Source organism: Enterococcus sp. ZJ1622 (assembly GCF_011038845.1).
Lineage (GTDB): Bacteria > Bacillota > Bacilli > Lactobacillales > Enterococcaceae > Enterococcus_B.
Genome location: NZ_JAAKDW010000007.1, coordinates 13,363 through 37,214 on the forward strand (window position 1 = coordinate 13,363; position 23,852 = coordinate 37,214).

The 23,852-nt window shown below is 39.7% G+C and carries 23 protein-coding genes and 1 CRISPR repeat array (1 of these 24 running past the window's edge); of the genes, 16 read left to right on the forward strand and 7 right to left on the reverse strand.

Annotation, left to right across the window (positions count from 1 at the left end):
- Nucleotides 1-4: 4 nt before the first annotated feature.
- Both G7Y42_RS07985 and G7Y42_RS07990 read left to right on the forward strand, forming a co-directional pair.
- Complete coding sequence (locus tag G7Y42_RS07985; RefSeq protein WP_165005634.1) at nt 5-217, forward strand: phage holin; 213 nt, start codon at nt 5-7, stop codon at nt 215-217.
- Nucleotides 217-1,191 (forward strand): N-acetylmuramoyl-L-alanine amidase, encoded by a 975-nt coding sequence (locus G7Y42_RS07990; protein ID WP_165005635.1) that lies wholly within the window; start codon nt 217-219, stop codon nt 1,189-1,191. The genes G7Y42_RS07985 and G7Y42_RS07990 overlap by 1 nt, the downstream gene beginning before the upstream one ends.
- Nucleotides 1,192-1,266: 75 nt before the next feature.
- On the opposite strand, the gene G7Y42_RS07995 is transcribed toward G7Y42_RS07990, so the two are convergent.
- Both G7Y42_RS07995 and G7Y42_RS08000 read right to left on the reverse strand, forming a co-directional pair.
- The gene (locus G7Y42_RS07995) at nt 1,267-2,382 is read right to left on the reverse strand and encodes an FRG domain-containing protein (RefSeq protein ID WP_165005636.1); all 1,116 of its coding nucleotides are present in this window, start codon (nt 2,380-2,382) and stop codon (nt 1,267-1,269) included.
- A gap of 2 nt (nt 2,383-2,384) precedes the next feature.
- A complete protein-coding gene (locus tag G7Y42_RS08000) occupies nt 2,385-2,939 on the reverse strand; it encodes an ImmA/IrrE family metallo-endopeptidase (protein WP_165005637.1) in 555 nt (184 codons plus the stop codon).
- A 576-nt stretch (nt 2,940-3,515) separates the two neighbouring features.
- Between G7Y42_RS08000 and G7Y42_RS08005 the strand changes: the two genes are divergently transcribed.
- From G7Y42_RS08005 to G7Y42_RS08045, 9 genes are all read left to right on the forward strand, one after another.
- On the forward strand, nt 3,516-3,602 hold the full coding sequence (locus G7Y42_RS08005) for a type I toxin-antitoxin system Fst family toxin (RefSeq protein WP_126344868.1): 87 nt from the start codon (nt 3,516-3,518) through the stop codon (nt 3,600-3,602).
- A 210-nt stretch (nt 3,603-3,812) separates the two neighbouring features.
- Nucleotides 3,813-4,172 (forward strand): peptide-methionine (S)-S-oxide reductase, encoded by a 360-nt coding sequence (locus G7Y42_RS08010; protein WP_165005638.1) that lies wholly within the window; start codon nt 3,813-3,815, stop codon nt 4,170-4,172.
- Nucleotides 4,173-4,250: 78 nt separating this feature from the next.
- Nucleotides 4,251-5,240 (forward strand): aldo/keto reductase, encoded by a 990-nt coding sequence (locus G7Y42_RS08015; RefSeq protein ID WP_165005639.1) that lies wholly within the window; start codon nt 4,251-4,253, stop codon nt 5,238-5,240.
- Nucleotides 5,241-5,439: 199 nt separating this feature from the next.
- The gene (locus G7Y42_RS08020) at nt 5,440-6,138 is read left to right on the forward strand and encodes a FadR/GntR family transcriptional regulator (RefSeq protein WP_165005640.1); all 699 of its coding nucleotides are present in this window, start codon (nt 5,440-5,442) and stop codon (nt 6,136-6,138) included.
- A 159-nt stretch (nt 6,139-6,297) separates the two neighbouring features.
- Nucleotides 6,298-7,605, forward strand: a complete 1,308-nt coding sequence (locus tag G7Y42_RS08025; RefSeq protein ID WP_165005641.1) for a PTS transporter subunit EIIC — start codon at nt 6,298-6,300, stop codon at nt 7,603-7,605.
- 31 nt (nt 7,606-7,636) lie between these two features.
- Nucleotides 7,637-9,052 (forward strand): glycoside hydrolase family 1 protein, encoded by a 1,416-nt coding sequence (locus G7Y42_RS08030; RefSeq protein WP_165005642.1) that lies wholly within the window; start codon nt 7,637-7,639, stop codon nt 9,050-9,052.
- Nucleotides 9,053-9,295: 243 nt separating this feature from the next.
- The gene (locus tag G7Y42_RS08035; RefSeq protein ID WP_165005643.1) at nt 9,296-9,616 is read left to right on the forward strand and encodes a PTS sugar transporter subunit IIB; all 321 of its coding nucleotides are present in this window, start codon (nt 9,296-9,298) and stop codon (nt 9,614-9,616) included.
- 22 nt (nt 9,617-9,638) lie between these two features.
- Nucleotides 9,639-9,956, forward strand: a complete 318-nt coding sequence (locus G7Y42_RS08040) for a PTS lactose/cellobiose transporter subunit IIA (RefSeq protein ID WP_165005644.1) — start codon at nt 9,639-9,641, stop codon at nt 9,954-9,956.
- Nucleotides 9,957-9,983: 27 nt separating this feature from the next.
- On the forward strand, nt 9,984-11,237 hold the full coding sequence (locus G7Y42_RS08045) for a PTS sugar transporter subunit IIC (protein WP_165005645.1): 1,254 nt from the start codon (nt 9,984-9,986) through the stop codon (nt 11,235-11,237).
- 160 nt (nt 11,238-11,397) lie between these two features.
- Here the strand turns inward: G7Y42_RS08045 and G7Y42_RS08050 are convergent, their stop codons facing one another.
- The 3 genes from G7Y42_RS08050 to G7Y42_RS08060 all read right to left on the reverse strand — a co-directional run bounded on the left by G7Y42_RS08050 (nt 11,398) and on the right by G7Y42_RS08060 (nt 13,715).
- Nucleotides 11,398-12,132, reverse strand: a complete 735-nt coding sequence (locus G7Y42_RS08050; protein WP_165005646.1) for a class I SAM-dependent methyltransferase — start codon at nt 12,130-12,132, stop codon at nt 11,398-11,400.
- Nucleotides 12,133-12,225: 93 nt separating this feature from the next.
- Nucleotides 12,226-12,543 (reverse strand): YrhK family protein, encoded by a 318-nt coding sequence (locus G7Y42_RS08055; protein WP_165005647.1) that lies wholly within the window; start codon nt 12,541-12,543, stop codon nt 12,226-12,228.
- Between the two features lie 38 nt (nt 12,544-12,581).
- On the reverse strand, nt 12,582-13,715 hold the full coding sequence (locus tag G7Y42_RS08060; RefSeq protein WP_165005648.1) for an alcohol dehydrogenase catalytic domain-containing protein: 1,134 nt from the start codon (nt 13,713-13,715) through the stop codon (nt 12,582-12,584).
- Nucleotides 13,716-13,958: 243 nt separating this feature from the next.
- Here G7Y42_RS08060 and G7Y42_RS08065 point away from each other — a divergent pair, with 243 nt between their 5' ends.
- Nucleotides 13,959-14,843 (forward strand): hypothetical protein, encoded by an 885-nt coding sequence (locus G7Y42_RS08065; protein ID WP_165005649.1) that lies wholly within the window; start codon nt 13,959-13,961, stop codon nt 14,841-14,843.
- Nucleotides 14,844-15,279: 436 nt separating this feature from the next.
- On the opposite strand, the gene G7Y42_RS08070 is transcribed toward G7Y42_RS08065, so the two are convergent.
- Together G7Y42_RS08070 and G7Y42_RS08075 are read right to left on the reverse strand one after the other, a co-directional pair.
- The gene (locus G7Y42_RS08070) at nt 15,280-16,974 is read right to left on the reverse strand and encodes an oleate hydratase (RefSeq protein ID WP_165005650.1); all 1,695 of its coding nucleotides are present in this window, start codon (nt 16,972-16,974) and stop codon (nt 15,280-15,282) included.
- Between the two features lie 49 nt (nt 16,975-17,023).
- Nucleotides 17,024-17,152, reverse strand: coding sequence for a methanol dehydrogenase (locus G7Y42_RS08075; protein ID WP_165005651.1), 129 nt, complete (start codon nt 17,150-17,152; stop codon nt 17,024-17,026).
- A gap of 521 nt (nt 17,153-17,673) precedes the next feature.
- On the opposite strand from G7Y42_RS08075, the gene cas9 reads away from it, so the two are divergent.
- The 4 genes from cas9 to csn2 are packed head-to-tail and all read left to right on the forward strand — an operon-like array spanning nt 17,674 to nt 23,556.
- Entirely contained in the window at nt 17,674-21,696 is a 4,023-nt protein-coding gene (cas9, locus tag G7Y42_RS08080) for a type II CRISPR RNA-guided endonuclease Cas9 (RefSeq protein WP_165005652.1), read from the forward strand.
- A complete protein-coding gene (cas1, locus tag G7Y42_RS08085) occupies nt 21,697-22,563 on the forward strand; it encodes a type II CRISPR-associated endonuclease Cas1 (protein ID WP_165005653.1) in 867 nt (288 codons plus the stop codon). It begins immediately after the preceding gene.
- Nucleotides 22,560-22,904 (forward strand): CRISPR-associated endonuclease Cas2, encoded by a 345-nt coding sequence (gene cas2 / locus G7Y42_RS08090; RefSeq protein WP_165005654.1) that lies wholly within the window; start codon nt 22,560-22,562, stop codon nt 22,902-22,904. Before cas1 ends, cas2 begins: the two co-directional genes overlap by 4 nt.
- Nucleotides 22,894-23,556: a type II-A CRISPR-associated protein Csn2 gene (gene csn2 / locus G7Y42_RS08095; RefSeq protein WP_165005795.1), complete on the forward strand. Its 663-nt coding sequence runs from the start codon at nt 22,894-22,896 to the stop codon at nt 23,554-23,556. The genes cas2 and csn2 overlap by 11 nt, the downstream gene beginning before the upstream one ends.
- An 89-nt stretch (nt 23,557-23,645) precedes the next feature.
- A CRISPR array of direct repeats spans nt 23,646-23,852; the repeat unit is 36 nt; unit sequence GTTTTAGAGCTATGTTGATTTGAATGCTTCCAAAAC (it continues 93 nt past the right edge of the window).

The window sequence follows — 23,852 nt, forward strand, 5'->3', positions numbered from 1 at the left end:
TTAAATGAAACTGAATAATTCAACGTACGACATCATCAAATGGGTGGTGTCGATTGTTTTACCTGCACTTGCTGTGTTAGTGGGTGGACTAGGCAAAGTATACGGATACGAGCATACAGATATGGCGGTCACAACGATCACGGCTGTGACGACATTTTTAGGGACAATCATGCAGGTATCAAATACAAATTACAAGAAAAATGGAGGAAATAAATAATGGTTGAAATTATTAATAACTCAGTGTGTCGTGGTGTAGCAGGTTGTCGTGTAGGGGACGTGAAGGGCGTAGTGATTCATAATACATGGACCAACACAACGGCGCGACAAGAAATGAACCGTTTGGCAGGTATGACACCTACCCAGCTAGAAGCCGGATTTGCTCATTATTACTGTGATGAGAATACAATCATTCGCACAGAAGATACTTACAATCGGGCGTGGCATGTCGCGAATGCAGATGGCAATAACAGCTATTTAGGTTATGAAGTTCGTGGAAATCGAGAAACACCGAGAGCAGCGTTCCTACAAGCGGAACAAAATGCTTTCTGGCAAGCAGCGGAGGATCTTCGTTTTTACGGATTGCCAGTTAACCGAGATACAGTCAAATGCCACCATCAATTCTCAGCAACGGAATGCCCTAAGCGTTCACTGATGGAACATTGTGGCTATGATTCTACGTTAGCAGTGCCCGCAGCAATCACTGTTCAAATGCAAGACTACTTTATCTCACAAATCAAAAAGTATTATGATAATCCTAATCTGAAACCAGACGGCACCTCAGAAAATCAATCGCATGATGAAGCAGTAGCAGCGAGTAAACCAACCCACCAAGGGAATGCCTATGGAAAACTAGATAAATTCAATAAGGTATCAGACAAAACGACTCGCGTTGCTGGCTGGTTGGTCCCTGACAAGCCTCAAGGCGTGATTGGAACATATGCTTATGTGCTTGTGATGGAACACGGGACGTCTAAAGAATTAACGCGTATCCAATCAAAAGGTATTGCTCGTCCAGACGTCAAAAAGGCATACGGATATCAAGGTGGCGATGCGCTAGGTTTTGATGTTACTTTTGATTCTAGTTGGATGAAAGGAAAGAAAATTGATGTCATTTTCCGCCGTTGTAATCAAGCGAATGGTGAAGGTGCAGTGAACGATGTGCGGATTAAGGATATCTATTTAACCTTATAAACATAAATAAAAAAGCTCCTCGTTGAGGAGCAGTACATAATAATTCAATTTGAAAAAATATTATTTAGTTCGCATCTAAAGTTTAACTTGTACATTAGGTCTATTAATGTATTTTGGTTGTATAAATTCAATATATTTATATAGGTCAGGGAACAGAGATTCTTCGAAATAAAAATATTCATTTAACTTACTTTTTATTTCGTCATGAATTTTTGTGAAGATACCTGTTTTATCAACATTAGTTTTGACTTCACATAAATCCTTTTTTAGTTTAGCCAATTCTTCATCAAAAGCTTCTGAAATATTTTTTGGGAAATTCGCAGGTAATTGAGATAGAGCAGTCTCAATTTCTGATATTTTTTCTTCTATATCTTTTGCAAGTTCACTCGTATCATATGATAGTTCAATCACTATTCTAGGTATTTTAATGATGCTCTCAATATCCAAATCAGCCAATTTATCATAATATAAAAAGGCTCCATCTTGAGCTTTTAAACGCCTATTGTTTTCTTCTTTTTCAACAGAAATAAAAATATTATTTTGGTTATGCTTATCTTCGTCAATTTGGTATGCTTCAATAACTCCGGAAGAAAAGTCAGTTTTACTAGAATCAGAAACCATAAATAGCAAAGCAATGTAAGGATTTCTTGTAAGATCTAATAAACTAGTTCTAAGGCCATAATGTTGCAACATAGCTAATTGTTTTGCTCTTTTTTTTAGACTGTCGGGATTTGTTTCATATTCAGTATATTCTATTTCGTTAGGGAATTCTATGCTAATGCGCTTGTAAATCTTCTCAAATTCATCAATAAATGTCGCTGATGTATTAGTTCTGAAAATACCCGGAATGGTTTTCCAATTTTTTGCTTGACCTCGAAAATAATTGAAATTGCCTATGCTAGATTCGCAGATTATTTTTTGAAATAGTTCTTTATATAAATAAAAGACCTTCCATTTCATTGGCAGGTCATTAGCTATTCTTTCTTTTAAAAGAGTACAATGCTGCTTTAAAACTTGATATAGCTCACTATCTAAATTAGAAGATTTCTCCTCATTTATTCCAAGATCTTGAATTCTGTAATCTAATTCTTCACTATTCTCTTGTTTGGATGGAGCAATAGTGATTTGGATAGTGATAGTATCAAAAATATTGTCTGGAGCACATTTAGATTTAATATTTGAATAATTCATAGTCATTCTCCCTTAATGACACCCAAATTTTGTAATCGAAACTCTAAAGAACTTTTAGATACATTAAGTTTTTTGGAGATGTCTTTCAATAATGTCTCAAATTGAATATCATCGAGTAAAGAATCCCAATTATTTTTTTCTAAATATTCATTAATTAATTTAATTAATAAACGTTTGGGCATCAATAATTCGGCAGCAAATCCATTTGCCTCGCGTTCTTTTATTCTTTCTACTATACTTTTATAGCTTTGTAATGAAACATCTCTATACATTACTTCATTGGGGTCGTGTAATAAAAAATGTCCTATTTCATGCGCTATAGTAAATCGTTGCCTTACTTCATGATCTAAAAGATTTACCTTAATAATACCATCTTCTAGTTTTCCACTTTTTTCCATAAAAACATACTTTATATTGAATCCTAACTTATTTGCAATTTCTTTAACGTCAATTTCAGGCTTTGTCTCATCAAAATTTACTTCATATAAGACAGTAGCGTGCGACTCAAATTTTATTATAAAATCTGAATCATAAAATTGAGAGATTGTTTTATTCATTATTATATACACCTCTGAAAGAAATTTATTTTCAAGATAAGTATAGCAGTATAAGTATATGAAGGTAAAGTAGTTAAATAAAATTAGAATGCGGTATTTAACTACTTGCATATTTTAGAATTATAAAAAATTCTCATAAACTCCCAAACAATAGCCGTTTCATCCCCACCTTCGGGTGGTATTTTTTATATCAGCTATAACAAAATCGAATAGAATTTGATTGCGTTTACATGTTATAATTATTGCGTGCTATACAAGCTCTTACTATGTTACATTTGCGTTTTCTATTTCAATCAAATAGCACAAAATAATGTCGAAGTAAAACACACTATCAAAAAAAACTCATAGATCTCTTATTTTTTACCTCGACTATGGCTACTCGAAAGAGTAGCTTTTTTAGTATTGATTTTTTACAAGATGAGCTTATAATAATAATCGTAACAGCTGATGAATCAATTTCCCAATCTTTTTACAACTCTAAACAGCGAAGCGCCTTCGGGTGCTTCTTTTTTTATGTTACAATAAAATGTCGGCTCGTCGCTTCCACAGAGATTTTTGTGGAAGGAGGATAGGAGAATGCATTTTGTTTTTGAGCACGTGCTTTTGCCATTGTTAATTGGTTTAGCATTGGCATTATTTAGTCATTGGCTAGATAAGAAATAAGAGTCGATATGGCACTTAGTAGCAGCAACTACTAAGTGTTTTTTACATAAAAAAGACCTAACAATCAGCAACTTGTTAGGTCAGGAAAGAAAAATGCATTTCGTTTTCATCTATTATTATACATGATAGATAAATTGTGTCAAATGACTACCCTTTGACTACCTTTTATGGTATATTCAATGGCAGTTACTTCTAAAGTCATACTATTAAATGGTTGATTTTAAAGTTTTTTTCCATTTATATATGTTCACTTCCGTTCTAAATTTAGACGCATTTGGACAATTCCAAGATCGCGGAAGTCAGTATCGCCCGATCATTTTTGTTCAGGATGGAGGACAAAAAGCGATCGCCGAAAAATCAAAGCTTCACTTGGCAGAAACAGAAAAATATACGAAGCCGATCGTTACAGAAATTCGGCAGGCAACGGTTTTTTGGCCAGCAGAAAATTATCATCAGCAGTTTTACAAGAAACAGCCGAAACGTTACAAAAAAATCCAGCAAGTACGCAAACAATTTTTGTTCTATCAACGAATAAAAAACAAATGGCGAAAAAAAGATCGGAAAAAATGATTTCATTCACTCTTTTATAGAAAAGTGTAGTAAACTGAAGTGGAAGAAAAGAAAGCGTTTTAACTAGGAGGGAAAGTTTTGTACATTGCAGAAGAAACACGTTATGAAAAAATGGAATACCGTCAATCAGGTCGTTCTGGATTGAAATTGCCGCTTTTATCTTTAGGCTTATGGCAAAATTTCGGCGATTATGATCCTATCAGCAATCAAAGAGAGATTTTAAGAGGCGCTTTTGACATGGGGATCACGCATTTTGATCTAGCGAATAACTACGGTGGTCCTGCGGGGGCAGCAGAAAAGAATTTTGGTCGGATTTTTAAAGAAGATTTTCGCCCGTATCGAGATGAAATGATTATTTCCAGTAAAGCCGGCTACCACATGTGGGAAGGGCCTTATGGCGAATGGGGATCTCGAAAATCGATCATTGCTAGCTGTGACCAGAGTCTGAAGCGAATGGGACTGGATTACGTCGATATTTTTTATCATCACCGTCCAGATCCTGACACACCACTGGAAGAAACCGCTGAGGCATTGATGCAGCTTGTTCGTCAAGGCAAAGCGTTATATGTAGGTATCTCAAATTATAATGGCGAAGATACGAAAAAAATGGCTGAGATCATGCGTAGAAAAGAAGCACCATTCATCATCCATCAAATGCGTTATAACATGTTTTCTCGGGAACTGCTGGAAGATGATTTAGCGCCAGTATTGGAAGAAGAAGGACTTGGTGCGATCACTTTCAGTCCACTAGCTCAAGGGTTATTGACGAATCGTTATTTACATGGGATACCGGAAGATTCTCGTGCCCATCGAAAAGAGATCCCGTTTTTATCAGAAGAACAAGTCACGCCAACTTTACAAAAAATCAATGCGCTACAAGAAATTGCTGAAGCACGTGATCAGACACTGGCACAAATGGCTTTAGCCTGGAATTTACGGCAAAAAGCAGTGACGAGTGTACTAGTTGGTGCTAGTCGCTTGAGTCAGTTGCAGGAAAGTGTACGGATGATGGATAATTTGGAATTTTCAGCAGAAGAAGTAGCGAAAATCGAACAAGTATTGAAATAGATATCAACAAAGAATAGAGAATCCACCCCTAAGTTTGGTCAAAAGCCGATTTTTAGGGGTTTTTTTGTGAAAAACAAGTTTGTGCTTTAAAAATCAACGATTAACAGCTACAATAATCATGAGATTCATCTGATGATTTTTCGGTAAATTTGAAAATAATTGGGAACATACAGCTGATGTATCGAATGGAGGGAGAAAGTTGGAAGAAAGCAAAACGTTAGTCGAAGTAACGACAGAAAAAATTCTTCAATATATGACGGCGCACGATCTGCAAGTGGGTGACAAATTGCCAAATGAATATGAGTTGTCCCATTACTTGGATGTGGGTAGAAGCACGATCCGAGAATCAGTGAGGACTTTGGTCTCACGGAATATCTTGGAAGTACGTCAAGGAGCAGGGACGTTTGTCAGCGACAAGCGGGGGATCGTGAACGATCCATTAGGCTTTTCACTGATCAAAGACCGTGACCGGATGATTCAGGATCTTTTTGAGTTGAGGTATTTGCTGGAACCCAAGATGGCCGGGCTGGCAGCGCGTCATGCCACGAAAGAGCAAATTGATGAAATGAAGGAACTGATACAGAAAATCGAACGATCGTTTATCGAAGGGACTACTGAACATGTCGCATTGGATATCGATTTTCATACGACGATCGCTGAGGCTAGCGGGAATGTCGCGCTATTTCATATCATTCCGATCATCAACGAATCGATCGCTTTGTTCAATAAAAACTATGATATCGCGCATTTGAAAAATGAAACGATCGATATCCATCTTGAGATCGTCAAAGCCATCGAGCAGCGAAATGAATTAGCAGCATTGGATGCGATGACTGTCCATATGGCGATGAATCGCAAAGAATTACAAAAGATCATTGCGATGAAAGAAAGTATTTGACAGTTCATCTGATGTATTTTATGATAAATACATCAGATGAATTTTGAGGGGGAAGATCAGTAAACAACTAAAGGGTGAGGACTATCTTATTTTTTTACAATCGAATGTAAGCGCTACATAATAATGTGCAAAGAAAAGAATCCGCAAGGGGGAGCCGCGATGCAAACGGGGTTTATGGATAAACTAGCAACGGTTTTAGGGAACGTAGCAACAAGAATCAATAGTTGGCGCTATATCATGGTGATCAAAAATGCTTTTGCTGCATTGATTCCAGTGATTATCACAGGAGCATTTGGTACATTGTTCTCTGCAATGGTCTTTGATTCGGAAAATGGGTTGGCACAAATCAGTTTTCTACGTTTTTTAGAAGAACTGAAACCAATTGCTTCTGCTATTAGTTATGTTACATTAAGCTTTTTGACGATTTACGCCGTTTTTCTGATCGGGATCGAATTAGCGAAACTGAATAAAGTAGATGGCGTGTTTCCAGGGATCATCGCAGTCATGTCCTATTTATCTGTCAATCCGACTGTCTATGAATTTGTCAGTGAAGACCGGACGACGATGGTAGAAAATGTGCTGGCAAAACAATATACAGATACAAAAGGGTTATTTCTAGGGATGTTTATTGCCATTGTCTCGATCGAACTGTATTGCTGGCTGAGAAAACAGAAAAGCTTGCAGCTGAGAATGCCGGATACGGTCCCAGCCAATGTTTCCGCCAGTTTTTCTGCCTTGTTCCCAACGATCCTGACAGTGACGATCATTGCGGCGGCGGGTTTTGCTATCAAAGAGATCACAGGAATGTACCTATACGATATTATTTATAACGTTGTCCAACGACCTTTAGAAGGGGTCGTCCAAGGACTCCCAGGTATTTTACTGTTGATGTTTATCGCACAAGTCTTTTGGGTGATTGGTATTCATGGCAATCAAATGGTGAAACCTATCCGCGAACCGCTTCTATTAGCTGCGATCGCCGTAAATACAGAAGCGTTCGAGGCCGGAAAAGCAGTGCCCAATATCATTACGATGCCATTTTGGGATATGTACATGAGCATGGGCGGTTCGGGCGTGACGATTGGTTTACTGATTGCTATTTTACTTGTAGGGAAAAGAGAAGATATGCGTCAGATCACGAAATTGTCTTTGGCGCCAGGAATCTTCAATATCAATGAACCGGTTATTTTCGGGATGCCCATCATGTTGAATCCGATTCTGGCGATTCCTTTTATCTTGACCCCACTGATCACAGGGACGATCGGCTATTTTGCGACCGCTTTAGGATTTGCGGCCAAAGCAGTCGTGATGGTTCCTTGGCCGATGCCACCGATCGTCAATGCCTATCTGGCGACTGCGGGTGATATTGGCGCGGTAGTGACACAGATCGTGTGTATCCTTGTTTCGATCCTGATTTATCTGCCATTTGTGAAAGTATCGAATCGTACTATAAATGAAGTGAATTAAAAATGAAGCAAATTCAATCGGGAGGCAAATGATGAAAATAAACATACCTAGACAGTTTATTCTTGGGGCTGCATCTTCTGCATGGCAAACAGAAGGATGGAAAGGAAAAAAAGAAGGGCAAGATTCCTTTATCGATAGCTGGTATAAAAATGAAAACTTTGTCTGGCACAACGGTTATGGTCCAGCTGTAGCGACGAATTTTATGGAAAACTATCAGCAGGATGTCGAATTGATGAAGCAGATCCATCTGACACACTACCGCACATCGATCAATTGGGCCCGTTTTTTCACAGATTATGAACGATGCATCGTGGATGAAGAGTACGCGGCACATATCAATCGAGTGGTTGATGCATTGATTGAAGCTGGAGTGGAGCCAATGCTTTGTTTAGAACATTACGAAGTGCCTGCTTTTCTCATGGAGAAATACGATGGCTGGTCTTCGAGAAAAGTAGTGGATTTTTACGCTGCCTATGCGCGGATCGCTTTTGAGCGCTACGGTGATCGCGTGAAGCACTGGTTTACGTTTAATGAACCAATCGTACCGCAAACCCGCTGTTATCTAGATGCCGTTCGCTGGCCACATGAGCAGGATACGAAAAAATGGATGCTGTGGAATTACCATAAAGTGTTGGCTTCAGCAAAAGCTGTCGAAGCTTACCATCAGGGAAATTACAGCGGCCGAATCGGCTGTATACTGAACCCTGAAATGGTCTATGCTCGGTCTTCTTCTCCAGCTGATCAAAAAGCGGCCCATATGTATGATCTATTTTTCAATCGTGTGTATTTCGATCCGATGGTGAATGGGGAGTACGCAGAAGAATTGACTGATTTGTGTAAAAAGCACCAGATCTACTTCGATCCAACAAAAGACGATCTGAAAGTCATCAAAGAGAATCGAGTCGATTTTCTGGGGATCAATCAGTATTATCCGAAGCGAGTCCGCGCGCCGCGTTATCAATGGAATGAGGCGACGCCTTTTCATCCAGAAGCTTATTATGAGCTATTCGACTTGCCAGGAAAACGGATGAATCTCTCACGAGGATGGGAAATCCATCCTGAGATCATGTATGATATGGCGATGTATTTGAAAAACAATTATCACAACATTCCTTGGCTGATCACGGAAAATGGGATGGGTAGGGAAAATGAAGAACAATTCATGGATGAGAATGGAATCGTGCAAGACGATTATCGTATGGCGTTCATCGGGCAGCATCTCCGTTACTTGATCAAAGCGACTGAAGAAGGTGCCAATTGCGAAGGTTATATGCTTTGGGCATTTACCGATTGTGTTTCGCCGATGAATGCGTTCAAAAATCGTTATGGATTAGTCAGGATCGAATTAAATGAAGCACGCACGAGAAGTTTGAAAAAATCAGCAAGCTGGTATCAGTCATTGATCGATACGAGAACATTCGAATTGCCTGATGAAATGTATCGATAAATAGGAATAAGCTTGGATCAGTCTGTGGAAGTTAGCGTAGAACGTAACTTTCACAGACTGGTATTTTTTTGTCTAGTTATCAGATAATATTTACACACTAAAAATAGTGTGCAAATAAAAACTTAGTGTGCGTACATATGGTATAGACCTAAAACCCTTGATAGGACAGCGATGAAGCGCTTTAAATTTTGGCACGATACTTGCTTTATATAAAAGTGTAAAAGAGAAAGGGAAGTGTTAATTATGGAAAAGAAAACAATCATGCTTGTCTGCTCAGCTGGAATGAGTACGAGTCTACTCGTTACAAAGATGCAAAAAGCAGCAGAAGAAAAAGGGGTCGAAGCAGACATCTTCGCTGTATCTGCCTCAGATGCAGATAACCAATTGGAAACTAAAAATGTAGACGTTTTACTTTTAGGTCCTCAAGTCCGTTTCATGGAAAAACAATTTGCTGAAAAGCTTGAACCTAAGGGAATTCCATTAGATGTGATCAATATGGCAGATTACGGTATGATGAATGGCGCGAAAGTCCTTGAACAAGCTGAAAACCTGATCAGCAAATAATCAAAAACGGAGGAAACGAATTATGGAAGAGCAAAAAAATCTCGAAGCCATCATGGGGTTGATCATGTTTGGCGGGAATGCAAAAAGCGATGCAATGGAAGCGATTGCCGCAGCGAAAAAAGGTGACTTTGAAACGGCAGATGCCAAAATCAAAGATGCGGAAGAGTCTTTGGTACAAGCACACCATTCACAAACGGAGATGCTGACGCAAGAAGCACAAGGCAATCATGTGGAAGTGACACTGCTGACTGTCCACAGTCAAGATCACCTGATGACTTCGATTGCTTTCACCGATTTGGCAAAAGAAATCATTGATCTATATCGTCGGTTAGACGCGTAGTAAAGAAGAAGGAAGGAGAAAAAAGTAATGGATAAATTTGTTGCATTTATGGAGAAACATTTTATACCGGTTGCATCTAAGATTGGTGCACAACGGCATTTAGTCGCGATTCGTGATTCGTTTATGGTAAGTATGCCGCTGATGATCTTAGGGGCTTTAGCGGTAATGATCAATAACTTGCCGATCCCGGGATTCCAAGAACTGATGAATTCGATTTTCGGAGGGGAAGCGTGGAAAGGATTCGGAGCCTCTGCTTGGAATGGTACATTTGCGATACTTTCTGTACTTATTGCATTCTTACTTGCGTATCATTTAGCCAATGGTTATCGTAAAGACGGCGTATCTGCCGGCGTGATTTCATTAGGATCATTCTTCGCATTAGGCGGAGCTTTGGGCATGAGCTCAAATGGATTGTTTATCGCTATTATCGTTGGGATTATTTCAACAGAGATTTTTGTACGTTTGAGCGGAAATGAAAAATTGATCATCAAGATGCCTGATGGGGTACCGCCAGCAGTGGCAAAAGCATTTGCTTCATTATTGCCAGCAATGATCACGATCTCAGCATTTGCATTAGTTGCAGCGATTTTTGCAGCATTTGGCGTAGATGATATCGTAGGCGCTTTCTATACAGCTGTCCAAGAACCATTCATGGGATTGGCAAACTCATATCCATCTGCTTTGCTTTTGGCATTCATTACACCATTCTTATGGTTCTTTGGATTACACGGAGCAAACATGGTCGATCCGTTGATGCAGACGATCAATGCACCAGCGATCGAAGCAAACGTCAATGCTATCGCAGCTGGACACAGTGCGCCATTTATCGTGAACAAACCTTTCTTTGACAGTTTTGTCAATCTAGGCGGTACTGGCGCGACATTAGGGTTGTTGCTGGCTATCTACTTAGTGGGGCGCAAAAACAAACCTTATATGGTCGTAACGAACTTGTCGATCGCACCAGGTGTCTTCAATATCAATGAACCAACGATGTTTGGATTGCCGATCGTATTGAATCCAATCATGTTTATTCCATTCATCTTGACACCGATGATCCTTGTAAGTGTGGCGTATTTTGCGACATCAACAGGCTTAGTGCCAGCTGCTACAGTGATGCCGCCATGGGTCACACCACCGATCATTGGCGGAGTGTTAGCAACGAAAAGTATCGCTGGCGGCGTGTTGGCTGCTGTGAACTTGATTCTTTCTGTATTGATCTACATGCCATTTGTCAAAGTAGCGACGATCCAAGAAAGAAGAAAAGAAGCGTTAGACGCATAAAAAATAAAAGAGAAGCAGACCTGGCGAAACAGGATCTGCTTCTTTTTTCTTCCAATTTCGTGACCATTCATGAAAAGATAGTTAAAAAATTTTCGTGGATGAAAATATGGGAAACCATTTTCACAAAATTTTTCTTAACCCTCAAAGCTGAACGGCACTGTCACAACCTCTTTTCCGCTGATACTATCAACATCATCGGCCGCCGCATTTCATCTTCCATTCCTGGTTGATCCATCATATCCTCTGGTGGCATGGGCTCAATGACGTGGTTGATCTGGAAGCCAGTTGTGAGTAGTGTCTCTAAATAAGTCGTCAATGTCCGATGGTATTTTTTGACGGGAGATCCCAAAAAATTCGTGAGCCGTTCTCCTTCTTCAAAATAATGATCGACTGGAAAGTGCTGGATTCGGTTCTCATCATCATAAATCCAGTCTTGGTCACCAGAAGCAGTAAAGACAGGATGTTCGACAGAAAAAATAAATTGTCCTTCTGGTTTCAAATAACGATTGATTTTTTTGACGAGCGCATCGAATGATTCGACGTAATGGAACGCTAAGGAGCTGAATACGATATCGAATGTGTTTTCTTCAAAAGAAACTTCTGAAATATCTTCATGGAGATAAGTGATCGTTCCATACAATGGCTGTTCTTTTGCGACTTGCAGCATCTTTTTCGACAAATCGACGCCTATTACTTTTTTTGCGCCATGTTCAGCAGCATATCTGCAATGCCAGCCATATCCGCATCCAAGATCCAGTACGCATTTTTCTTTGAAATCAGGAAGCAGTTTTTCCAGAGCCGACCATTCACCAGCTCCTTCCAGGCCTTTTTGGCTTCGTGCCATCTGACTGTAATTCGTAAAGAAATCAGGGTTGTCATAAACTGTTTTTTTCATCCAATTCCTCCTTCATCTCTATTGTAACGAATAAGACAGCAACGAAACAGCCGATTGCTGAGAAAATGTTCTTCAGCTAATCGGCTGCTATTTTTATTGTTTTGATCGACGTTCTTTGTCTTTTGCTTTTTTGTCGTCATAGATGAAGATATTGCGTACGATTCTCAAAATAGGACGAAGCGTTAGGAAAACAGCTCCCGCAAGATAACAATAAGTACCATATCGGTCAGGTATTTTTGTCAATGTCGCCAAACTCCCAAAAATGTAAAAAATCCCAGTCAGCAAATCGACTGCAAGAGAGATCAATGTGTAGCGGTTTTGGACATATAGTCGGAAACGCTGTCCTTTGATCTCGATATCTTCTTCTTTACCAATCTCGATCTCGTGAGTATTTCGTTCAATCTTCGGCATATAGAAAATCACCTGTATCTATATTTCTCATTGTCATCTCAAGGTTTCAATACGACTTTGATATTTTTATCTTCTTTTTTGTCAAAAATTTCGTAGGCTCTAGCTGCTTCTGCTAAAGGCATAGAATGAGTGATGATCTGAGTTGGATCAAATAAACCTTGTGCGATCATATCATAGATTTTTGGCATCAAATGGATGATTGGCGCCTGTCCGTGCTTGACTGAAATATCTCTCATGAAAAACTCTTGAAGCGGATAAGAAGAAGCGGGTGTCATATAGACGCCAGTTACTTGGACCGTGCCGAATTTTTTGACTGCTTGAGAAGCCATTTGGATAGGGGAGATCGTCCCGCTTTGCAGGCTGACTAGGTTCTTCGCCTTTTCTTTCGTTGGTTCGAGTCCATCCATGCCGACGCAATCGATAATGACGTCAGCTCCTCCTTTGGCAAGTTCATATAATTCTTTGCCTGCTTCTCCCGTATCCTCTAAAAAGTAGGTTTCAACGTTATTGTATTGTGCTGCTTTATCTAGGCGATGCTGTACAGGGTCGACTGCGATTACTCGCTCGGCACCTGCCATCGCAGCAAATTTTTGGGCAAATAATCCAACGGGTCCTGATCCTAAAATCACGACAGTATCGCCTTTTTTAACACCTGCATTTTCGACACTCCAATAGGCAGTCGGTAGAATATCCGATAAAAACAATACTTTTTCATCAGGAAGATCGTTGTCTGGCACAACAAAAGAGGTGTTATCTGCATATGGAACTCTTAAATATTCAGCTTGACCGCCCCAATGATTGCCATTCAGACTGCCAAACCCGAAAAGTCCGCCATATAACTGATCAGGATTTGAATTGTCGCATTGGCTTTCCATCTCGTGCGTACAGAAATGACAATGCCCGCAGCTGATATTGAAAGGGATCACGACGCGTTGCCCTTTTTTCAATGTAGTAACCTGAGAGCCTACTTCTTCCACGATACCCATTGGCTCGTGTCCAACGACATAGCCTTTTTCTAGTACTGATTCTCCATGATGATAGAGATGGAGATCAGAGCCGCAAATCGCTGTAGCAGTGATGCGGATGATCGCGTCCGTAGGTTCTTGGATTCGAGGGTCCTCAACGTTTCTGATTTCCATTTTTTGCTTGCCTTGCCAAGTTACTGCTTTCATGGTAGTTCTCCTTTCGATTCATCGATTCTAGTGGTGTCAAAAGTGGAATTTCTAATGTTGTACTAATTTTATTCTAAAGGAGTTCTAGACATTTTGATAATGAAACGCTTTTAAAGTTCTGTTGATTAAAATAAGGTAAAATTCCTAAAATTTCCAAATTCAGAAATTTTAGATTTAGCATCGAAAGAATGGTGCGGTATAGTTGGAATAGTATTCGTTCAGGATCTGGAGGGACATGAAAAGATGAAAAAAAGAAAGAGTCGGCTGATCATCAGCATCTTTTGCGGCGTGGTCAGTTCGATCAGTATTTTTTGTTTAGCTACAGCGTGCTGCTTCTTATTGACTTTTGGCAGCGAGCAATTCATGCTGGATCAAAGTGTGAAGTCAGACTATGCGCAGCAAGTAGCAAAAGAGATAAATGAAAGTATCGGCAGCTATGGTTATGAGAGCGGCATCGAATCGGGGAAATTCGCTGGAGTCGTTTCTGAAAAGCTGGTACACACCAATATCCAAAACTTCATCCGCAGTATGTACGCACAAGAACCCTTTGAGTTGACAGGACAAGCAGAGGTAGAAAAAAAACTTCAAGCAGTGATCGATACTTACGGAAAAAAAGAAGAGGCAGTGGACAACTCAGATATTTTTAATCAAGGGGACAACCAAATCATTCGCTATATGGCAACCGGTATTTTTGAACGATACATACAAGCGCCTTATTTAACCGCTTTTGTGGACAATGTCCGTGTCGCTGAAAAAATGATGAAATCAGCTCTGCCAGTTCTTGCGGCTCTTGGAGTATTGGGTAGTTTAGCTGTCATTTGTTTAGTAGACAGATCGTGGAAAAGCTCTTTTCGGGCGCTCTCATTTATTACAGGTGGAGCAAGTCTTCAGCTCCTGGGGTTGATCCTTGTAGTAAATATCCGGATGTCTAGTCTGACGAATCATCTGTCGAATTATTCTCAGGCGATGAATCAGCTGATGTCTTCTTATATCACTTCTTTTGGCGAGATATTTGTCTGGTTTGCTGTTGGGATGTTGGGAGTAACAGTTTTCTTCTGGCTGTTGAGCAGAATGAATATAGTGTTAAAAAAAGTGCGTGAGGAGAACACTGTGAATCAGAGGTTGTGAAAAAGCTGCCCTGCATCAAGTAATAAGAACAGACAAACAAAAATAGCTCTCCATATTTTTCGTTTGGTTGGGCTTATTACCGCAGATGCAAGCTTTTGAACACCGTTTAGTGAAGAGGTCGTGACAACTGCGTTCTGCTTTAAGGAATAAGGACACTGAACAGAAAATAGCTTCCCATATTTTCTTGTGCAGTGAACTTATTGCCGAGAAGCAGCAGGTGGACCACCGTTTATAGAGGTCGTAAAAAAGCTGTTCTGCATCAAGCAGTAAGAACAATCAGATAAAAATAGCTTCCCATATTTTTCATCTAATTAGGCTTATTACCGCAGATGAAAGATTTTGAACGAAAACAAGGAGCTGCGACAAGACTTTTGTCACAGCTCCTTGCGTTTGGATTGATTGAGAAAGCAGGGGAATGAAACAGGTGGATCAGCAATCAATCGAACATTTTTTTCGCTGCTCGTGCAAGTGTCGGGATGTCCTTATCATAGCGAGGGGTTTTGACAAGACGCGACATTGGGATACCTGCAAAATGGAACGCAGCGATTTCACCAGAACGGACAGCACTTTGTTCAGTGAAAATCATTTGATAAGGCTGCTCGACAAATTCTCCAGTGAAAGCGAGATTTGTCGAATGTTTCGGAATCACTTTCGGCCGATCGCTTTTGGCACGGTTATTGAATAATGCCGAAGCATAAGGCATGTATACTGGGATATTATTTACCACACTGTCGAAGATTTCTGTTTCTTTATCGCGGATATTCCCAGGACCTGGATCGACTTTCGACAATTGTCCGATCAGCTCTTCCAGCATTTCTTTCCCGTTCATTTTGATATATTGCTTATCTACGAATTCACCGCGGCGTCTAGGATAGAGGAAGTAACCCCAGATAACCGTTTCATTTGGTTTTTGAGAAGTGAAATGCGGCTGATGATGTACAACGATCGACATATTCACATCTTTTTGTCCTAATGGCGTGATCGGTGTTGTCGAAATAAATGAATTCAACGCATTTCCAGGCTCTTGTGTCGTGATCCGAGTGATTTCGTTCAATAACAAATGATTTTTGGTCGTTAAAGTAAAGCTGACCCATTCGCTTGCGTCACGATCTGCAAAAAATTTATCTGGATTCCCTAGATTATAGAAGTGTTCGCTTGCCTTTTTCCATAAACTAGAAGCAGCGCCATAATCCATATTTTCAACGGCAGGTGTTTCATAATCGCCAAGCGTAGCGGAATCTGTGATGGATCCATTAGTGAAAATAACAGCTGTATCATCATCGACTGCGACATATTCTTCTTCTTGCGTCAATGTATTAGTCATTTTCAATCCTGTAACAGTGATCTCATCTTGCATGGCAGTATCTTTGAACGTCCAGTCTGTGACACGACGGTTCAAAATGATTTGACAGCCTTGTTCTTTTAAATAATCGATCAATGGCAGCATGATGCTTTCATACTGATTATAACGGGTCCGGTTGACCCCCACTAAATGCTCGATTTGAGTGAATTCATAAATCATTTGGTGCATATAACGTCGTAACTCCTGAGCAGAGCTACGAGTACGAAAAGCAAAAGTAGTTTCCCACATAAACCAGAAATTTGTTTCAAAAAAGTGAGGATCATCTTTGAAATAGTCTTCGATGGTTACATTATCTAATTTTTCTTCCTCTGAATCAGGCATAGCGATCAGTTTTGTCAAAAGCAAGCGGTCTTTATTGTTGAAGCCTAGCTTGCCTCCGTCGATGATCCCTTTCCCGCCTTCCATCAAACGTGCTTTATCGAATGTACGATGTTTGGCATCGAAGTCCCGAGTATCTTCGGCAGCCGTCATACCAGGTTCCGTTGCGGAAGGGATCCTGCTTAACAGATCCATCAGATCGACATAGGTGCGGTAATTGAGCATTCGGCCACCACGGGCAACATAACCTTTTTGGTTTTCCAATGGATGATTTTTATTCCAGTATTCATCAGTAACCGTATCTGTCGGTGCTCCATCATTCGAGCCGTGATCATCTAAAGAATAGAAAGTGATCTGCTCGCCTTTCCATTTGCCTTCTTGTATCAAATATACAGCCGCTGCCATATTGGCGATGCCGGCTCCTATCATGATTGCTTTGCTTTTTTTCATCGTGATTCCTCCAATGTTTACAACTTTGTGCGGACTCGTTGACTAATGACTAGATAGATTCGAATTCATCGTATAAGTGGCTGTCATCTTCAAGCAATCCTGTTTTTTTTCCTAGATAAACTGCTCTTAATGCGAGTAATCCTAAACCGATACCTGCTTTGATCCATTTCTTGCTCATGAAAATTACCTCCTCAGATTTAGAAACTTCTTTACAATTTCAAGGATAGTGCGTTTCTTGGAGAAAGCCAAATGATACGATAAAGGAATCTGGACAGATTGGAGCAAGTGTCTGAATGCCGTGTCAGAAAACAAGAAGATGGAAGAAGGAAAATAGCAGAAATCGACGCACAAAAAATAACTATCGATATTTTCTGTGACTAATGAAACACCGTCCAAAAAGTCTGTAAAACAGAAAAAAGTGAATCGTATTAAAAAAATTATATGATATAATTTCAATGGGAATGTTTTTGCTTCGTTAGGAATATCGAGGAATTTTTTTGAAAACAAAGGCATAAAAAAAGCGCCGAGAACAGCGCTGCTTTAAAAAAGCTGATGACGGACAAAGCCTTATTTTAACTTGCTATATTGATTTGAATGCTACCAATGTATTTATTATAGCAAAAATCACAGCGTTTACAATAGGTGTTTTCGTTTTTTTTCAATTATGATGAGCTGTTGGATGAAAGGATGATTTAGCGCATGAAGAAAGAGTATACGATCGGATTAGATATCGGTACCAATTCCGTCGGGTGGTCCGTATTGACAGATGACTATCGACTGGTCTCCAAAAAGATGAAAGTAGCAGGAAATACAGAAAAGGGCAGTACGAAGAAAAACTTTTGGGGCGTTCGGCTTTTTGATGAAGGTCAGACTGCTGAAGCAAGAAGAAGCAAGCGAACTGCTCGCAGAAGGCTAGCACGGCGTAGACAAAGAATCCTTGAACTGCAAAAAATATTCGCACCAGAGATCTCGAATATAGATGCGCACTTTTTTGCTCGATTGGATGAAAGTTTTTTAGTCCCGGATGAAAAGAAACAGTCAAAGCATCCAATCTTTGCTACGATAAAAGAAGAAAAAAGCTACCATCAGACTTACCCGACGATCTATCATTTGAGACGAACACTAGCTGACACTTCAGAAAAGGCGGACATCCGTCTCGTTTATTTAGCGATGGCACATATCTTGAAATATCGGGGACATTTTTTGATCGAAGGTGAACTGAACACGGAGAATTCCTCAGTGAAAGAGACCTTTCGTCAATTTCTGAGCACGTATAACCAGCAATTCAGTGAAACAGTCGACAATCAAACAGAAAAGTTAGATGAAACGGCCGATTGTTCCATAGTTTTTACAGAAAAGATGTCGAAAACAAAAAAAGCAGAAACTATCCTGAGATATTTCCCGCATGAAAAATCCAATGGACGTCTCAGTCAATTTATAAAATTGATGGTAGGGAACCAAGGGAATTTCAAAAATGTATTTGGATTAGAAGAAGAAGCAAAACTGCAATTTTCAAAAGAAACATACGAAGAAGATCTTGACGAATTGTTAGAGAAAATCGGCGATAGCTACATTGATCTTTTTGTTCAAGCGAAAAATGTCTATGACGCTGCTTTATTGTCTGAGATTCTTTCTGATGGCATGAAAAATACTCGTGCGAAGCTTTCAGCAGGGATGATCAGCCGCTATGATGCACATAAAGAAGACTTGGCCCTTCTGAAACGATTTGTGAAAGAGAACTTGCCGAAAAAATATCGCGCCTTTTTTGGGGATAAATCAGTCAATGGATACGCAGGATATATCGAAGGGCATACGACACAAGAAGATTTCTATAAATTTGTCAAAAAAGAACTGACTGGTATCCGAGGCAGCGAGGTGTTCCTGACAAAGATCGAACAAGAGGATTTTTTGAGGAAACAGCGTACATTTGATAACGGTGTGATCCCGCATCAGATCCATTTGACCGAGTTGAGAGCGATTATTGCGAACCAGAAAAAGCATTATCCTTTTTTAAAAGAAGAACAGGCAAAAATAGAGAATTTATTGACCTTTAGGATCCCATATTACGTCGGTCCGTTAGCTAAAAAACAGGAAAGTAGCCCTTTTGCGTGGCTTATCAGAAAATCAGAAGAAAAAATCAAACCTTGGAACTTATCTGAAGTGGTGGATATGGAGGGCTCTGCTGTCCAGTTCATCGAACGGATGATCAATACAGATATGTATATGCCGCACAACAAGGTATTGCCAAAAAACAGCCTGTTGTATCAGAAATTTTCGATCTTTAACGAGTTGACTAAAGTAAGCTACCAAGATGAACGTGGACAGACATACTATTTTTCCAGCGTAGAGAAAAAAGAGATCTTTCGTGAATTGTTCGAAAAAAATCGTAAAGTAACCAAAAAGGATTTACAAGAATTCTTGTATTTGAAATACGACATCGAACACGCGGAACTGTCTGGTATCGAAAAAACCTTCAACGCTTCCTATACAACGTACCACGATTTTTTGACCTTGAGTGAAAACAAAAGTGAAATGAGACAATTGCTGGAGGATCCTGAACTAGCACCGATGTTTGAAGAAATTATCAAAACGCTGACTGTTTTTGAGGACCGGGAAATGATCAAAACAAGGCTGAGTCATTATGAATCGATTTTAGGAAAACATATGATCAAGAAACTCACAAAAAAACATTACACTGGTTGGGGCAGATTATCGAAAGAACTGATCCAAGGAATCCGAGAAAAACAGACGAACAAAACGATCTTGGATTATCTGATCAATGATGACGATTTTCCTCATCATCGAAACCGTAACTTCATGCAGTTGATCAATGATGATGGCTTATCGTTCAAAAAAGAAATCAAAAAAGCACAAATGATCACAGACACAGAGAACCTAGAAGAGATCGTCAAAGAATTAACAGGCAGTCCAGCTATCAAAAAAGGGATACTCCAAAGTTTGAAGATCGTAGATGAGATCGTTGGTATCATGGGCTATGAGCCGACAAACATCGTAGTCGAGATGGCAAGAGAAAACCAAACGACGGGCAGAGGACTCAAAAATTCACGGCCGCGGTTGAAAGCTCTGGAAGAATCACTCAAAGATTTCGGCAGTCAGTTGATGAAAGAGTATCCGACCGACAACAGCTCCCTGCAAAAAGACCGATTATATCTCTATTACTTGCAGAATGGTCGAGATATGTATACAGGTACACCTTTGGATATCCATCGATTATCAGATTACGATATCGACCATATCATCCCAAGAAGCTTTACGACAGATAACTCGATAGACAACAAAGTTTTAGTTGCCTCAAAAGAAAATCGTTTGAAAAAAGACGATGTACCAAGTGAGAAAGTCGTGAAAAAAATGAGCAGTTTCTGGTACGACCTGTATTCGTCTAAGCTGATCAGTAAAAGAAAACTTGATAATCTGACAAAAATCCAATTGACGGAAGAAGACAAAGCGGGGTTCATCAAACGGCAATTGGTGGAAACGCGTCAGATCACCAAACAAGTAGCTGGTATTTTACATCATCGGTTCAATAAAACAGAAGACAAAAACGAACCGATACACAAAGTTCGGATCATCACGCTCAAATCTGCACTGGTCAGTCAATTCAGAAACCGGTTCGGAATCTACAAAGTACGTGAGATCAATGAATATCATCACGCACATGATGCATACCTGAACGGAGTGGTCGCTCTTGCTCTTTTGAAGAAATACCCACAGTTAGCACCGGAATTCGTTTATGGCGAATATCTGAAATTCAATGCGCATAAAGCAAACAAAGCGACAGCAAAAAAAGAACTGTATTCAAACATCATGAAATTTCTAGAAAGCGACACACCGGTTTGCGATGAAAATGGCGAGATTTTCTGGGACAAATCAAAAAGTATCGCTCAGGTAAAAAAAGTCATCAACAGTCACCATATGAATGTCGTGAAAAAAACAGAAATTCAAAAAGGAGGATTCTCTAAAGAAACGGTTGAACCTAAAAAGGATTCCTCTAAACTGTTACCTAGGAAAAAGAACTGGGATCCAGCTAAATACGGCGGGTTAGGCAGCCCAATTATTGCTTACACCATCGCCTTCACTTATGAAAAAGGAAAAGCTCGCAAACGGACAAATGCGCTAGAAGGCATCACTATCATGGAGAGAGAAGCATTTGAACAAGCCCCAGTTTTATTTTTGAAAAACAAAGGATACGAACATGCAGAAATTAAGATGAAACTGCCTAAATACACGTTATTTGAACTAGAAAATGGGCGTAAACGAATGGTTGCAAGCAACAAGGAAGCTCAAAAAGCCAATTCATTTCTCTTGCCGGAGCATTTAGTCACACTTCTTTATCATGCGAAACATTACGATGAAATCTCTCACAAAGAAAGCTTTGACTATGTTAATGAACATCACAAAGAGTTTTCAGAAGTGTTCGATCGTGTTCTCGAATTTGCAGGAAAATATACGTTGGCAGAGAAAAATAGTGAGAAACTGGAAAAACTCTACAAAGAAAACCAAACGGGCGATATAGCTAAACTAGCAAGCTCTTTTGTCAATCTCATGCAGTTCAACGCAATAGGTGCACCGGCTGATTTCAAATTTTTTGATGTAACGATCCCGCGAAAAAGATATACTAGCTTGACTGAGATCTGGCAGTCAACGATCATTCATCAATCGATCACCGGATTGTATGAAACTCGGATCAGGTTGGGAAAGTAGATGGGATGGCGCACAGTAGTGGTCAACACACATTCAAAATTAGCATACGCAAATAATCATCTGATTTTCAAAAATGCTGAAAGAACCGAACGTCTCCACCTGTCGGAAATTGATGTGCTGTTATTGGAAACCACAGATATCACTATCACAACGATGCTCTTGAAACGATTAGTCGATGAGAAAATACTTGTACTGTTTTGTGACGACAAACGACTGCCTATTGCTAAACTGTTGCCGTTTTACAGTCGACATGACAGTAGTTTGCAGTTGACGCGGCAATTGGAGTGGTCTCCTGAAAAAAAGGGGCAAGTATGGACAGCGATCATTTCCCAGAAAATCCAGAATCAAAGCAGCTTCTTGCAGCAGCGATCATTTACTGAAAAAGCTGAATCAATACGAGATCTGCACGGAGGCTTGCTTGAATTTGACCCGACGAATCGCGAAGGACATGCTGCGAGAATCTATTTTCAAACATTGTTCGGCACGAAGTTTACTCGTGAAGAAAACAATGAAATCGATGCAGGATTAGATTACGGATATACACTGTTATTGAGCATGTTTGCCCGAGAAATCGTGAAAAATGGTTGTATGACACAGTTTGGCTTGAAACATGCGAATCAGTTCAATGATTTTAATTTGGCTAGTGATTTCATGGAGCCATTCCGGCCGATCGTAGACGAGCTTGTTTATCACTACCGCAACTGCGAATTTCCTGTGATCAAGCGACGATTATTTGATTTATTTACCAATAAATACAGTTATGGAAAAAAAGAAATGTTTCTTACCAATATCGTATCGGATTATACGAGTAAAATAATCAAAGTATTGAATAACGAGACGGAAGGAGTCCCTCAATTTCGGATATGAGTTATCGCTATATGAGAATGATCTTAATGTTTGATATGCCCACTGAAACAGCAGATGAACGTAAAGCATACAGGAAATTCCGGAAATTTTTATTGAGTGAAGGATTCATCATGCACCAGTTTTCCGTTTACAGCAAATTGTTGCTGAATCCTACAGCCAGTCAGGCTATGCTGAAACGATTAAAAAACAATAACCCCAAAAAAGGATTTGTCACACTACTCACGGTAACGGAAAAACAATTCGCGCGTATGGTTTATTTGAGCGGGGAAAGAGATACAAGTGTGGCTAATTCGGATAAGCGGGTCATTTATCTAGGGGAGGACGAGGATGCTGAATCTTAATTTTCCATTATTGGAACAGCCGCTGCCACTGGAAAAGGCCACATTTTTAATCGTAGAAGATGTTACTGTGTTTGCAAAAGTCGTGAAATGGTTCTATCAGTACAGTGAAGCGAAGGAACTAAAGTTGTTCAACGAAAAATACAAAGAATTAAAAGAGTCAGATTTATTGATCATCACGGATATTTTAGGTTTTGACATCAATTCGGCATCGACTTTAAAATTGATCTACGCAGATTTGGAGCGTCAGCTCAATGAGAAAGTAGAAGTGAAATCCATGATTGATAAACTGACAGCGACGATCAGTGAATTGATCGGGTACGAGCTGCTGGATCATGAACTCGATTTAGAAGGGGACGAGATTACGGTCTTGGAATTGTTCAAAGCATTGGGTATCAAGATCGAGACAAGAAGTGATACTATTTTTGAGAAATTACTTGAATTGCTTCAGGTTTATAAATACTTGTCCAAGAAAAAACTATTGGTTTTGATCAATGTGTGTTCCTATCTCACGGAAGAAGAAATCAGCGAAGTGCAAGATTATATTTCGCTATATCATATGGAAGTGTTATTTGTAGAGCCGCGTACGATCAAAGGAACAAAACAATTTGTATTGGATAAAGACTATTTTTTGAATTTGGAAAACATGGTATAATCATGGAAACAAGAAACATTCAAAGCTGAAGTTTTGCTATGAACGAGTAGCGTGATTACGAAACGTCGAAGAAAAATTTTTTCTGCGAGGTTTTAGAGCTATGTTGATTTGAATGCTTCCAAAACATCCAAGTCGAGCCAACCCAACCCATAGCGGTTTTAGAGCTATGTTGATTTGAATGCTTCCAAAACTGTAGAAGATACCGATTCGATAAAGAAATAGTTTTAGAGCTATGTTGATTTGAATGCTTCCAAAACGCTTGTTGTCACCGCCGTACGTTGCTCCTTGTTTTAGAG